The following is a 13494-nucleotide window of genomic DNA, read 5'->3' on the forward strand; positions in this document are numbered from 1 at the left end:
AAACGTCCGGTTGAATCTGTCAACCAAACGTTTGATTGATAGGGTCGAAGTCATGCGCCGGTCCCCTACTGGCGGGGAGCGCCGCCGCGACCCCGACCGCACCAAGGAACGGATTCTCGACGCGGCGCTGGTCGAGTTCGGCGAGCACGGCTTCGCGGGCGCCCGCATCGGCGCGATCGCCCGCCGCGCCGAGGCCAACCAGCAGCTCATCTCGTACTACTTCGACGGCAAGGCCGGCCTCTACCAGGCCCTGCTCGAACGTTGGCGCACGCTCAGCGCGGGGCTCAACCGGCCCGGGGCGCCGCTCGACGAGGTGGTCGCCGCGTTCACGCACGTCGGCGAGGATCAGCGGCACTGGGTGCGGCTGCTCATCTGGCAGGCGCTCAGCGGCGACCGCGACGAGGGCGACGCCGGCTTTCGCCGGGCGATGGTCGACGACCTGCGGCGACGCCAGGCCGACGGCGAGATCGGCGCCGATCTCGACCCGGCCTACCTGCAGCTCATGCTTTTCGGCGCGGCCCTCGCACCGGCGCTGCTGGCCGGCTTCGCCGAGGATTTCACCGGGTTGCCGGCCGATTCACCCGAGTTCCTCGACCGCTATCGCGAGCAGCTGAAACTGCTGATCCAGCACCTCAGATGAGGCCGCGCTCGCGCGCCTCGGCCGCCGCCCGGCCGCGGGACGAGACGCCCAGCTTGCCGAGAACGGCCGAGACGTGGTGGTCGACCGTCTTGGCCGAGAGGGTCAGCCGGCCCGCGATGTCGGCGTTGCTCAGGCCCTCGGCGATCAGCAGCAGCACCTCCTGCTGGCGGCCGGTGAGCCCGGTCGGGTCGGCGGCCGTCGACGCGCGCGGGCCCCGGGGCACCCGCAGGCCGCGTTCGCGCAGGTCGGCGCGCAGACGGCGGGCCGGGACGACGGCGCCGAGCCGGTCGAAGACGCGCAGGGCCTCGGTGGTCGCTTCGGCGTCGCCGTGGGCCAGGCAGTTGGCCGACTGGTAGAGGCAGCCCAGCTCGGCCCAGCTCGCGGCCGCGCCCCGCCAGTCGCCGTCGATGACCAGGCGGAACGGCTCGGCGGCCTCGGCCGGTGCCTCGCCGGCGAGCTCGCCGCACCGCCACAGCCAGAACGCCAGCTCGCCGACGAACCACGGCTGTCCGGCGCGCAGCGCGACCTTGAGACCGCGGCGGGCCTCGGTCGCGGCCCGGGCGGGGTCACCGGCGAGCCAGTACGCCTCGGCGAGCACGATCGCGGGCGGGCAGAGGAACTGGGACTCCCCCGTGGCGTAGCCGCGCTCGGCTGCTGCGAGCGCGTCGTCCTCGGCCCCGGGCCGCCCGCGCCGGATGCCCAGCGTGGCGTGGGCGACCATGGCCGGCACCAGGCCGGGGCTCACCATCGGCGGGCCGGCCAGGGCCTGCGTGACGTCGTCGGTGGCCGAGGTCCAGTCGCCGCGGGCGATCTGCAGCCGGGCGCGGTGGCCGAGCAGGTGGCGGGTGTAGCCGTCGAGGTCGCGGGCCAGCAGGAACGGGATGACACGGTCGAGGGCCTGTTCGGCCACGTCCAACTCGTACCAGTCGACGGCGTAGCTGGCCAGGTTGACCAGGGCCCGGCCGGCGTGGTCGTCAAGGCCGGCCGGGGCCGCGAGCTCGTGGGCGCGCCGCAGGTCGGCGATGCCGGTCTTGTCGCCGGTGTTGACCCGGGCCGACCCGATGTTGATCAGCGCGTGCACCTCGGTGTCGAGGTCGCCCAGCCGCTGGGCCAGTTCGGTCGCGCGGATGCCCCAGCCGATCGCCCGCTCCTCCTCGTTCGCCAGCATGAACAACTGGGACAGGTTGCTGTAGGCGGCGGCCAGCTCGGGGCCGGGCGGTTGCGTCTCGAGCACCTCGACGGCCCGGAAACCTAGCTCGCGGGCCTCGTCGGGACGCCCGTTCCACCAGCTCATCCGGGACACCCAGCGCAGGCTGACGCCGAGCGGCACCGGGTCGCCGAGCTCCATGCGCAGGGCGAGGGCGGCCCGGCACGCGTCCATCGCCTCGGGGAGCGCACCGTGATAGGCGGCGAGCGTGTATTCCTCGAGCAGCTCGGCCCGTTCGACGGCGGGTTGGTCGGCGGCCAGCGGGATGGCCCGGGCGTAGTGGGCGGCGGCCTGCTTGTGGGCGCCGACGGAGGCGGCTCGGCGGGCGGCGACGGGTGTCCAGCGCAGCACGGCCTCGGTGTCGCCGGCGTGGTGGGCGTGGTGCACGAGCCAGGCCGGGTCGACACCCGCGCGACCCTCGTGAGCGGCCAGGATCTCGGCGTGCAGGGCCTGACGGCGTACAGGGGAAAGGCTCTCCTCGACGGCCAGGCGCAACAGCTCGTGGCGGAAGGCGACGCCGCGCCCGCTGGCCGTCAGCACCCCGCGGGCCAAGCACTCGTCGACCTCGGTGAGCCGGTCGCCGAGCAGCCCCAGACCGGCGCGCGAGGGCACGACCGAGACCAGGTGAGCGACCTCGCGGGCGCCGGGCGTGAGCGTGGCCAGCCGGCTGAGGATCAGATCCCGTACGGTCGGGGGGACGCCCTCGGCCGGCGCGGCGAGCACCTCCGTGACCAGCAACGGGTTGCCTCCCGTGACCTGGTGCACGTCTGGAGCCGAGCGGCCGGCGCGACGAGCCAGCTCCTCCACGGCCGCCGGGGTGAGCGGCGGCAGGCTGACCCGGCTGATCAGGCCCGGCGGCAGTCCGGCCAGGACGGTGCGCAGCCGGTGGTCGGGGCCGACCTCGTCCTCACGGTAGGTGAGCAGCAGCAGGGCCCGGTAGAGCGCGAGCCGCCGCCCGAGGAACGCGACCATGTCGAGCGTCGCCTCGTCGGCCCAGTGCAGATCTTCGAGTACGACCACCGGCCGCGCGGCCTGCGGCGGCCGGTCGAGCGCCTCGAGGAAGAGCTCGAACACTTCGCCGCGCGCGCCGTCGCCGATGCGTTCGCGCAGCCGGCCGCCGAGGCGACGGGCGATGTCGTGCAGCGGGCCGAGCGCGCGCGGGGTGAGCAGCGGGTCGCACGCACCCCACAGCATCTGGGCGCGTGGCCCGGCGCTCTCGGCGAAGGCGGTGGCGAGCGTCGACTTGCCGGCGCCGGCCTCGCCGCTGACCACGGCGACGCGCCCCCCGGCCGCGCAGCCGGCGAGCAGCCTGTCCAGCGTGGCGAGCTCCTGCGAGCGTTCCAGCAGAACCGTCACACGGTCCAGCTAAACAGCCTGCTCAGCCCCCTGCCTAGCACCTGTCCGGCCAGCTTTTGACCCCCCAAGCGGAGCGGATCAGGCGCCCAGCGACGCGCGGCTGTCGACGCGGGCCAGGCCGAAGATGTCTTCGACCAGGTCAAGGGCCTTGATCCACGGGAACGGCTCGGTGCTGCCGGGAACCCAGCCGTCGACCGGGCCGAAGAGCACGCGGACGCCCTCGGCGCGCAGTTCGTCGAGAGAGCGGCGGAACGGGCGGCGACCGGCGAGCGGCTCGTTGACCGCGGGCACCAGCACCGTCGGCACGCCCCGGCCGATCACGTCGGCCATCGAGCTGAGCGGGTAGGTGTCGGCGATGCCGTTGGCCAGCTTGTTGATCGTGTTGAACGTCGCCGGGGCCACGATCATCGCGTCGGCCGGTGGCGAGATGCGGGTGCCGTCGGGCGCGAACCGGTAGGTGGTGCGGATCGGGCGGCCGCTGATGCGGGCGACCTCGGACGGGTCCATGAACTCGAGGGCGTTCTTCGTCGCCGTCACATCGACCGTCCAGCCGCGCTCGCTCGCGGCCGTGATCAGGTCGAGCACTCCACCGGCGTCCGGTCCGCCGCTGACTACCAACCGTAGGTCACCCATGGTCCCGATTCTCCTGGATTGCCGGGTCCCGCCGCAGAGTTACGGGCAGGTTGTATGCCCGCCTCACGGTACCCGCTTGATCGCGAGGATGTGACCCCCGTCACGCATTGGAAACGACGCCGGAAAGTACATCGCATTGACCACGGACTATGAGTTGGCCTCCATTGTCGACGGAAACGACGTATTAAGGGGTGGGAAACGAGGCGGAAATCCGGCGCTCTGAAACTGGCCCTACTCATTGATGGGCATGGCTGAGCTCCCCGTGCGGGGGCAAGGAGGCTTCATGTTCGGATATCGCGGGCGCCGGTCGGCGGCCGTTCTCGTTGCGATCGGAACCGTCGCCGCCCTCACCGCCTGTGGGGCCAAGACCGGCGACGCCGTCGGCTCGGCCCAGGCCGGTGGCGGCGCCGTCGTCGACACCTCCGGGTCCGCCGTCAAGGTCGGGCTGCTCAACTCCCTCTCCGGCACGATGGCGATCAGCGAGGTGACCGTCCGCGACGCGATCAAGCTGGCGGTCGACGAGATCAACGCGGCCGGGGGCGTGCTCGGCAAGCAGCTCGAACCGGTCAGCGAGGACGGCGCCTCCGACTGGCCGACCTTCGCCGAGAAGGCCCAGAAGCTGATCAGCCAGGACAAGGTCGCCGCGGTGTTCGGTTGCTGGACGTCGTCGAGCCGCAAGGCGGTCAAGCCGGTCTTCGAGAAGAACAAGGCGCTGCTCTTCTACCCCGTGCAGTACGAGGGGCTCGAGGAGTCGCCGTACATCTTCTACACCGGCGCGACGACGAACCAGCAGATCGTGCCCGCGCTCGACTACCTCAAGTCGGCCGGCAAGACGTCGGTCTACCTCGTCGGCAGCGACTACGTGTTCCCGCGCACGGCCAACAAGATCATCAAGGCGTACGCCGCCGCGAGCGGGATGAAGGTGCTGGGAGAGGACTACGCGCCGCTGGGCTCGACGGAGTTCTCGACGATCGTCAACAAGGTGAAGGCGTCCGGCGCGAGCGCGGTCTTCAACACGCTCAACGGCGACAGCAACGTGGCGTTCTTCAAGGAGTACAAGTCGGCCGGGCTGACCGCCGAGGCGATGCCGGTGCTCTCCGTCTCGATCGCCGAGGAGGAGGTCAAGAGCATCGGCACGCAGTACCTGGCCGGGCAGCTGACGGCGTGGAACTACTACCAGACGACCAAGGGCGCGGCCAACGACAAGTTCGTGAAGGCGTACAAGGCGAAGTACGGGGCGGACAAACCGACCAGCGATCCGATGGAGGCGGCGTACACGTCGGTCTACCTCTGGAAGGCGATGGTCGAGAAGGCCGGCTCGTTCGAGATCGAGAAGGTCAAGGCGGCGGCGAACGCGGGCGGCATCACGTTCGAGGCGCCCGAGGGGCTGGTCACCGTGGACGGGCCCAGCCAGCACGTCTTCAAGACCGCGCGGATCGGCAAGATCGGAACCGACGGGCTGATCGAGGAGGTGTGGAACTCCGGCCAGCCCGTGAAGCCGGATCCCTACCTGAAGAGCTACAGCTGGGCCACGGGCCTCTCTTAAGTGCTCTCGGGGTGAGGTCTCGCGGCCTCACCCCGTACGGGAAAAGGGGTTGGGTCTTGTCGCTTCTTGTCGGTCAACTCTTCAGCGGGGTCAGCATCGGGGCGGTGCTGCTGCTCATCGCGCTCGGGCTCGCGCTGACCTTCGGCCAGATGAACGTGATCAACATGGCGCACGGCGAGTTCATCATGGCCGGCGCCTACACCGTCTATGTCCTTCAGCAGGTCGTGACCAGTGCGGGAGCGTCGCTGCTGATCGCGCTGCCGGTCTCGTTCGTCGTGGCCGGCCTGCTCGGCGTGCTGCTCGAGGTGCTGCTGATCCGGCGGCTCTATGCCCGGCCCCTCGACACGCTGCTGGTCACCTGGGGCGTGTCGCTGATCCTGCAGCAGGCGGCGCGGGACATCTTCGGCGCGCCGAACGTGCAGACCCGCGCGCCGGAGATCCTCACCGGCAGCGTCCACCTGACCGACGACATCGCGATCGCCAGCAGCCGGCTGTTCATTCTCGGACTCGCGCTGGCCGCCGTGGCCGCGTTGACGATCGTGCTGAGAACGACGTCGCTGGGCCGGCGGATCCGGGCGGTCGTGCAGAACCGCGACCTCGCGGCCGTCTCGGGCCTGTCGACCGGGCGGGTCGACCGGCTCACCTTCTTCATCGGCTCGGGCCTGGCCGGGATCGCCGGGGTGGCGCTGACCCTGATCGGGCCGATCGGGCCGGCGATGGGCACCAACCTCATCGTCAACGCGTTCCTGGTCGTCGTCGTGGGCGGCATCGGGCAGCTCAAGGGGACGGTGATCGTGGCGTTCGTGCTCGGCGTCCTGCAGGCCACCGTCGAATACACGACCACCGTCAGCGTGGCCAGCGTGATCGTCTTCGTGGCGATCGTGGCGTTCCTGCAATGGCGGCCCCAAGGCTTGTTCACCCTGCGAACTAGGAGCCTGGCATGAAACGTGCTGCGCTTGGTTTCGGTGTTACCGCGGCGCTGCTCTTCGCGGTGGCGCCGCTGGTTCTCGGCGACTTCCGGCTCTCATTGCTGGCCAAATACCTCTGCTTCGCGATCGTGGCGGTCGGCGTCGGGCTCGCCTGGGGCCGCGGTGGCATGCTCGCGCTCGGTCAGGGCGTCTTCTTCGGCCTCGGCGGCTATGCGATGGCGATGCACCTCAAACTGGCCGACGCCGGTCCGGGAAACCTCCCCGACTTTATGATCCTTTACGGTCAGCTCGACGCGCTGCCGTGGTGGTGGGCGCCGTTCGCCAACCCGATTTTCGCGCTGCTCGCAACCGTGCTGCTGCCGATGCTGGTGGCCCTGCTGCTCGGTCTGCTGATCTTCCGGCGACGGGTGCGCGGCGCCTACTTCGCGATCCTGTCGCAGGCGCTCGCCGCGGCGTTCGCGATCCTGCTCATCGGCCAGCAGGGCACGACCGGCGGCACCAACGGGCTCACCGACATCCAGGGCTTTTTCGGGTACGACCTGAACGACCCGGTCAACCAGCGGATGGTGTACTTCGTCGTCGCCGCGGCACTGCTCGCCATGCTCGGGGTCGCCTGGCAACTCATGCGCAGCCGCTACGGCGAACTGCTCGTGGCCGTACGCGACGGCGAGGAGCGGGTGAGGTTCCTCGGCTACGACCCGGCCAACGTCAAACTCGTGGCGTACGTCGTGGCCGCCGGCATGGCGGGCCTGGCCGGCGCGCTGTTCGTGCCGGCCGTGGGCATCATCTCCCCCGCCCTGATCGGCGTCGTGCCGTCCATCGAGTTCGTCATCGGCGTCGCCGTCGGCGGGCGGGCCACCCTGGCCGGGCCCGCGCTCGGGGCGATCGCGGTGGCCTGGGCCAAGACGGCCCTCTCGGAGCGGGTGCCGTCGGCGTGGACGTACTTCGAAGGCCTGCTCTTCGTACTGCCGATCGTCTTCCTGCCCGGGGGCATCGCCGCGCTGTTCAAGTGGCGGCGACGGGCTCGTCTCGTTCCGCCGGCCGAGGTGAAGGAGAAGGTGGCGGCATGACCGGTCTCAGCGTGCGCGACCTGCGCGTGGTGTTCGACGGCTTCGTCGCCGTCGGCGGCGTCGACCTCGAGGTGCCCGAGGGTGACCTGCGCTTCCTCATCGGTCCGAACGGGGCCGGCAAGACCACCCTGATCGACGCGGTCACCGGCCTGGTCAAAGCCACCGGCCACGTCGCCTTCGACGGCCGCGAGCTGCTCGGCCGCAAGGTGCACCGGATCGCCCGGCTCGGCATCGGGCGTACGTTCCAGACCGCGGCCGTCTTCGAGGAGCTGACGGTGCTGCAGAACCTCGACATCGCGGCCGGCTGGGCCCGCAGCCCGATCAGCCTGCTGCGCGCCCGGCGATCCGTCCCGCCCACAGTGGAGAAGGCTCTGGCGACTGTACGGCTGAGCGAGGTGCGCGACGAACCCGCGGGCACCCTGGCCCACGGGCAGAAGCAGTGGCTCGAGATCGGCATGCTGCTCGTGCAGGACGCCCGGCTGCTGCTGCTCGACGAACCGGTGGCCGGCATGAGCCAGGATGAGCGGGACGCGACCGGCGAACTGCTCGGCGAGCTGAGCCGCGACCGTACGGTGCTGGTCGTCGAGCACGACATGGACTTCCTGCGCCGCTATGCCCGTACGGTCACGGTCATGCACGCCGGGAAGGTGCTCTCGGAGGGAACGGTGGCCCAGGTGCAGGCCGATCCCCGCGTGCAGGAGGTCTATCTCGGACACCCGGTGAAGGAGGCGTCGTGACCCTGTCCTTCGCGGACGTGCACGTCGGCTACGGCCGCAGCGTCGTCCTGCACGGCGTGTCGCTCTCGGTTCCGGCCGACGGGGTCGCCGCCGTGCTGGGCCACAACGGCGCGGGCAAGAGCACCCTGCTGCGCGCGGCGATGGGCCTGTTGCGCCCGCGCCGGGGCACGGTGTCGCTCGACGGTGAGGACATCACCCGGCTGGCGCCGCATCAGCGGGTCGCGCGCGGCATGGCGTACGTCCCTCAGGGCCAGCAGAGCTTCCCACATCTCACCGCGGCCGAGAATCTGCAACTGGTGGCGGACGGGCGGCGCGACGGAAAGGTGGCGACGGCCGAGGCGCTCGACCTGTTCCCCGCCCTGAAAGACCTGCTCACGCGCCGGGCCGGGCTGCTCTCGGGCGGCCAGCGTCAGCAACTCGCGATCGCCCGCGCCCTGATCACCCGGCCCCGCCTGCTGCTGCTCGACGAGCCCACCGAAGGCATCCAGCCCTCGGTGGTGGCCGAGATCGAGCGGACGATCCTGGCCGTCGCGGGCCGGGGCGGCATGTCGGTGCTGCTGGTCGAGCAACATGTCGGATTCGCCCTGGAGGCGGCGCAGCGCTACCACGTCCTCGAAGCCGGGCGGGTCACGTCGTCCGGCGACGGCGGCGCGGGCGCCGAGTCAGCCGTCCGCCAGGCCCTGACCGTCTAGGGACGTCGTACATCTGCTGGAGCAGCCCTCGCGGCCGACGCCGCGGGGGCCTTCCTGTTCCTACCGTCGCGGCGGGAATCTTGTCCGTCCCGGAGTTGAGCGGGGCCGGGCCGCCACGCGACCCGGCCCCACGGTCACTTCAGCCCGAAGGCCCGCGTGATCGTCTGCTCGACCCGGTTGCCCTGCGAGTCCCGAGCACCGGCCCGCAGCGTGACGTGCTGCGCCGAGCGAGGTGCCCGCAGCGAGGTCGTCCAGCCCTCGCGGGTCTGGTGCATGCGCTGGCTGACCCAGGTGAGACCGTCGTCATAGGACACGTCGAGCGTCGCCGACCGGATCGTCCGAGCGCTCGGCCCGCCGGGCAGGTGCGACGGCACGATGGTCAGCTCGGCCGAGCGCGAGGCCCGGTGCTGCAGATCCGTGTCGACCCGGTAGTCGAGCTGGATCAGCGGCAACCGGCCGGCCGCGCCGCCGCCCGAGGTGAAGTCCCAGGCCGTACGCGTCTTCACCGAGTACGGGTAGACCTCCGGGTCCCGTTCCGTCGTGGTGACGAGCTGGTACGGGAGGCGCTTGGGGCTCAGCTCGACGGTGCTGTCGAAATAGCCGCCCGTCGTCTGCTCGACGAGCTTCTTACCCTGGTAGAGCGCCAGGTTCTGGTCGACCTGACCCGGAACGGCCAGTCCGGCGTGGTCGGCTCCCGAGTCACCCCAGCCGGGGATCTCGACCCGCACCCTGTTCTCCGATCGGGTCGGCAGGGTCACGGCGTCGTTGATCCTCGGGCGCTGGATCGCGCCGAGCCACTGCTCGCTCGTGCGGCTTCCGGCGGCGTACGTCTTGCTGCCGCTGAGCTGGATGGAGAGCACGTCGCTCATCTCCGACGACCACCGTACGCCGTCCTGCACGGTGACGTAGTCGGTGCGGAAGCGGTCGGTCAACGCCGGCAGGGTCGAACCGACGCGGGTCGTCATGTCCGGGTTGAAGTCGTACCGGCGCTCGTAGATCTCCCGGCCCGAGGTGCCGCGGAAGTCGACGTCGACCCGGGCGAGCTCGCGCTCCGACGGCTTGTAGGTCACCGACTTCGGTACCGCGCCGGGCCAGTATCGGACCAGGTCGTAGAGGTAGTCGGTCTGCGGGTGAGCGGTCACGCGCAGGTTCACCCGGCCCTGTCCGAGCTGCCCGATCAGGCGTTCGCCGAGGTCCTTGGTCAGGGTCGCCACCGCCAGTTTCGTACGGCTGGTGCCGTCGAAGTAGCGGCCGGGCTCGTCGTTGACGATCAGGAGCAGCGCCGCGCCCGCCTTCTCGGCCGCTTCGACCTGGCCGTCGAGGTCGGACCGGCGTACGACCGCCGCCTTGCCCTTGACGTCGACCGCGGCGAACTCGGCCTTGGTGCCGTTCCCGGCGAAGACGGCCGGGACCTGCTTGGTGCCTTCGGCCGGTGCGGTCGAACCGGGCAGCAGGATCAGGTCGTCCAGGGAACGACCGTCGTGCTCGATGGCGAGAACCGGCTCGATCTTGCGCCAGCGGGCGGTCACCGACATCTCGCCGTCGCGCGCCTTCTGGCCCGGGGTCACCCAGATGCTGTCGAACCAGCGCGGGAGGACGTACGCGTCGGTGACGCTCGCCGTGCCGCCCAGCGTGCGGTGATAGTCGAGGCGCATCTCGGCGTTCGCGGTCGGCTTCGGCGTGATCGCCTGGATCTCGCGCGTGCCGGCCGCCTTCAACTCCACCGTGGTGTTGCCGTCGACGGTCACCGTAGGCTGGGCCACCAGGGCGACACCGCGAGAGCTGGGACCATGCGTGCCCTCGACCTCGCCCCACATCCACACCGAGTAACGACCCTCGGGCACCAGTACGTCGAGGTCGCGCCCGTCGGTGATGAAGTTGTAGTAGCTGCCCGCCGGGTCACCCTCGCGGATCATGTTGATCACGCCGGGCATCGGCTGGCCGTCGCGTCCGGTGGGCTTGATGACGAGGTGGCGGGGCTGGTCCTCGGTGCTGACCCCGATGACGGTGTCGGCCACGCGTCCGGCCGTGCCCGACGCGACGACCTCTCCCGTGAAGAGACCCTTTTCCTGCGTACGACCCAGGTCCGCGGACACGGTGACGTCGGCGCGGCCATCGGCGGGGACGGTGACCCGCGTGGCGGACAGGGAGAAGAGGCCTGCGGGGGCGCTCAGCGCCAGGTCGAGCGTGACGGCGGCGGCGCCGGTGTTGGTGTACGTGATCTGCCGCTCGATCACGCCGGTCGGCTCGTCGTCCCGCGGGTGGATGCCGAGGTACGCGGTGGCCGTGGCGAACACCGTCGCCTTGGTGCTGGCGGCGATGTCGAGCCGGCCGCTGCCACCCTCGTACGGGTTGTAGTCGGGCGTCTCCTTGGCCGTGCTCACCAGCGCGTCCTTGAGCTGCGAGCCGGTCCAGCCGGGGTGCTGGGCGGCGAGCAGGGCCGCGGCGCCGGCGACGTGCGGGGTCGCCATCGAGGTGCCGTTCAGCGACGCGTAGGGGCCTTCGCCGTTCGCGTACTGCGAACGGGCGGCCAGCACGCCGACGCCGGGGGCGGTGATCTCGGGCTTGAGCGCGCGGTCGACCAGTCGCGGGCCGCGGCTGGAGAATTCGGCGATCCGGTCCTCGGAGTCGACCGCGCCGACGGTGAGGGCGGCGTCGGCCGCACCCGGTGTACCGACGGTCGTGTCGGACGGGCCGCTGTTGCCGGCCGCGATGACGAACAGGGCGCCGGTCTCGGCGCTGAGCGCGTTGACCGCCTGGCTCATCGGGTCGGTGCCGTCGGTGGCCTCACCGCCCAGGCTCATGCTGACGATCTTGGCCTTGCGGTCCCGCGCGGCCCACTCCATGCCGGCGATGATCCACGAGTCGTAACCGCCGCCGCCGTTGTTGAGCACCTTGCCGATCTGCAGGTCGACGCCGGGAGCGACGCCCCGCTCCTTGCCTTCGGAGGCCGCGCCGGTGCCGGCGATCGTCGAGGCGACGTGCGTACCGTGGCCGTGCGAGTTGCAGTCGGTGACGTCCTCGTCGGGCACGAAGCTGGCGGTCGCCTCGATCTGGCCGGCGAAGTCGGGGTGCTCGGCGTCGATGCCGGTGTCGAGCACGGCGACGTCGACACCCTCGCCGACGTTGCCGGTCGCCCACACCTGCGGGGCGCCGATCTGTGCCACGGAGTCCGCGAGGTTGGCCTGCACCTTGCCGTCGAGCCACACCTTGCTGATGCCGTACGCGAAGCCGGGAACGGTGCTGCGGGCGCCGGCCGCCGGGGCGGTCATCGACGTCCAGAAGTCCTCGGCCCGGTCGCGGTCCGTGCTGATCGCGCGGGCCTGGATGCTGGGCAGGGCGCGGACCTCGGTGCTGGCCTCGGGCAACGCGTCGGTGCGGCGCCCGGCGGCGGCGTTCTGGTAGCCGAGGATCAGCGGCAGCCGCCCGGCCGCGTCGTCGCCGTAGCCGTCGCGCACCAGCAGGCTGACGTTGAACAGCCGCTTGTCGAGAAGACCCCGGCCCACGTACGGCATGACGCTGTCGGGATAGACGTAGGTGTCCGGACCGACGGTGGTGACGTGGGCACCAACGGGTTCACCGTCCGGACCCTCCACAGTGGTGACACCCGGCCGGACGGTGACCTTGTCACCGTTGATCAGAGTGATCGTCGTGCTGGTCGCTGGGCTCGCTGGGTTGGCGGCGGGGCGGGGGGCCGGTTGGGCGTTGGCGGGCGCCGGCGGGGTCACGGCCAGCGCGGTCACGGCCGCGACGATGAGCGGCACGGACCTGCCGGGGGAAGGAAGGGTCAACGGAATACCTCGACTCGATCAGAGGCCTGAAGTGCTGGTGACGCTACAACAGCCTTGATCGATATTTAGCTTCTTGATCAACTCCGTTAACCGCATCGAAACAGAGTGAGTGCCTGCCGGAAACAAACGGGCCCTCTCGACGTGGGTGCGGAAGAACCGCTGGCTCGTCTGACCGACCCGGGGAGACCATCGACCTCTCGGGGATTCCACTTGACTCATCGACCAGGGTGTAGGTCATGAGTGAGCATGTGGTCGGTTATGACGGGATGTGGATGCCGCCGGGCGAGGACCCACGGGCGTTCGACGTTCCCGAGGGCGAGCTAGCCAACATCCGCGGGTACCTCACGAACTATCGGCTCACCCTGGGCCTGAAATGCGAGGGGCTGAACCCCGAGCAGCTGGCCCGCCGTTCGGTGCCGCCGTCGACGATGAGCCTGCTCGGCCTGGTGCGGCACATGGCCGCGGTCGAGCACCACTGGTTCCAGCGCACACTGCAAGGCCACCACGACGTCCAGCACCCGTTCTGGTCGACCGGGGACTCCGACTTCGACTTCAACGGCGCGGTCGCGGAGGACGCGGTCGTCACGGAGGCGTTCGAAGCCTGGCGGGAGCAGATCGCGCTGGCCGACAAGTGGCTCGACGCCCTTGCGACCGATCTTGGCGCCATTGTGCGCACGCCGCGCGGTCAGGAGGTGAGCGTCCGCGACGTGCTGGTGCACATGGTCGAGGAGTACGCCCGCCACTGCGGCCACGCGGACCTGCTGCGGGAGTGCGTCGACGGGCGTACGGGTCAGTAGGCCTCTCAGCCGATCACCTCCAGCGCCTGCAGGATCATCTGGACGAGCCGGCCCAGCGCGATGATCAGGATGATCGCGACCGGGATCGGCCACCAC

The 13494-nt window shown here is 70.7% G+C and carries 10 protein-coding genes; 7 read left to right on the forward strand and 3 right to left on the reverse strand.

All coding sequences use genetic code 11. The features are described from left to right. The first annotated feature begins 52 nt into the window (after positions 1 to 52). Entirely contained in the window at positions 53 to 640 is a 588-nt protein-coding gene (locus EER30_RS30825; protein WP_164842533.1) for a TetR/AcrR family transcriptional regulator, read from the forward strand. Here the strand turns inward: EER30_RS30825 and EER30_RS30830 are convergent. Continuing rightward, the gene (locus tag EER30_RS30830) at positions 633 to 3203 is read right to left on the reverse strand and encodes an ATP-binding protein (protein ID WP_127504153.1); all 2571 of its coding nucleotides are present in this window, start codon (positions 3201 to 3203) and stop codon (positions 633 to 635) included. The genes EER30_RS30825 and EER30_RS30830 overlap by 8 nt on opposite strands. Before the next feature lie 78 nt (positions 3204 to 3281). Further along, the gene (locus tag EER30_RS30835) at positions 3282 to 3836 is read right to left on the reverse strand and encodes a flavoprotein (protein WP_127504154.1); all 555 of its coding nucleotides are present in this window, start codon (positions 3834 to 3836) and stop codon (positions 3282 to 3284) included. A 283-nt stretch (positions 3837 to 4119) separates the two neighbouring features. Here EER30_RS30835 and urtA point away from each other — a divergent pair, with 283 nt between their 5' ends. The 5 genes from urtA to urtE are packed head-to-tail and all read left to right on the forward strand — an operon-like array spanning position 4120 to position 8810. Continuing rightward, the gene (gene urtA / locus EER30_RS30840) at positions 4120 to 5382 is read left to right on the forward strand and encodes an urea ABC transporter substrate-binding protein (RefSeq protein WP_127504155.1); all 1263 of its coding nucleotides are present in this window, start codon (positions 4120 to 4122) and stop codon (positions 5380 to 5382) included. Positions 5383 to 5438: 56 nt separating this feature from the next. After that, positions 5439 to 6326, forward strand: coding sequence for an urea ABC transporter permease subunit UrtB (gene urtB, locus EER30_RS30845; RefSeq protein WP_127504156.1), 888 nt, complete (start codon positions 5439 to 5441; stop codon positions 6324 to 6326). Beyond that, on the forward strand, positions 6323 to 7381 hold the full coding sequence (gene urtC, locus EER30_RS30850; protein ID WP_127504157.1) for an urea ABC transporter permease subunit UrtC: 1059 nt from the start codon (positions 6323 to 6325) through the stop codon (positions 7379 to 7381). Before urtB ends, urtC begins: the two co-directional genes overlap by 4 nt. Further along, positions 7378 to 8118, forward strand: a complete 741-nt coding sequence (gene urtD, locus EER30_RS30855; RefSeq protein WP_127504158.1) for an urea ABC transporter ATP-binding protein UrtD — start codon at positions 7378 to 7380, stop codon at positions 8116 to 8118. The genes urtC and urtD overlap by 4 nt, the downstream gene beginning before the upstream one ends. Beyond that, positions 8115 to 8810: an urea ABC transporter ATP-binding subunit UrtE gene (gene urtE / locus EER30_RS30860; protein WP_240670404.1), complete on the forward strand. Its 696-nt coding sequence runs from the start codon at positions 8115 to 8117 to the stop codon at positions 8808 to 8810. Before urtD ends, urtE begins: the two co-directional genes overlap by 4 nt. A 134-nt stretch (positions 8811 to 8944) precedes the next feature. Here urtE and EER30_RS30865 read toward each other — a convergent pair whose 3' ends face one another. Beyond that, positions 8945 to 12601 (reverse strand): S8 family serine peptidase, encoded by a 3657-nt coding sequence (locus EER30_RS30865; protein WP_127504159.1) that lies wholly within the window; start codon positions 12599 to 12601, stop codon positions 8945 to 8947. A gap of 236 nt (positions 12602 to 12837) precedes the next feature. On the opposite strand from EER30_RS30865, the gene EER30_RS30870 reads away from it, so the two are divergent. Further along, entirely contained in the window at positions 12838 to 13398 is a 561-nt protein-coding gene (locus EER30_RS30870) for a DinB family protein (protein WP_205650505.1), read from the forward strand. The last annotated feature ends 96 nt before the right edge of the window (positions 13399 to 13494 follow it).

This window comes from Actinoplanes solisilvae (assembly GCF_003999975.1).
GTDB lineage: Bacteria > Actinomycetota > Actinomycetes > Mycobacteriales > Micromonosporaceae > Actinoplanes > Actinoplanes solisilvae.

Bases quoted from the DNA above. Each gene is read 5' to 3' on its own strand.
- EER30_RS30870 (WP_205650505.1), top strand. From the start codon at position 12,838: ATGAGTGAGCATGTGGTCGGTTATGACGGGATGTGGATGCCGCCGGGC.
- urtC (WP_127504157.1), top strand. From the start codon at position 6,323: ATGAAACGTGCTGCGCTTGGTTTCGGTGTTACCGCGGCGCTGCTCTTC.
- EER30_RS30835 (WP_127504154.1), bottom strand. From the start codon at position 3,836: ATGGGTGACCTACGGTTGGTAGTCAGCGGCGGACCGGACGCCGGTGGA.
- urtA (WP_127504155.1), top strand. From the start codon at position 4,120: ATGTTCGGATATCGCGGGCGCCGGTCGGCGGCCGTTCTCGTTGCGATC.
- urtD (WP_127504158.1), top strand. From the start codon at position 7,378: ATGACCGGTCTCAGCGTGCGCGACCTGCGCGTGGTGTTCGACGGCTTC.
- EER30_RS30825 (WP_164842533.1), top strand. From the start codon at position 53: ATGCGCCGGTCCCCTACTGGCGGGGAGCGCCGCCGCGACCCCGACCGC.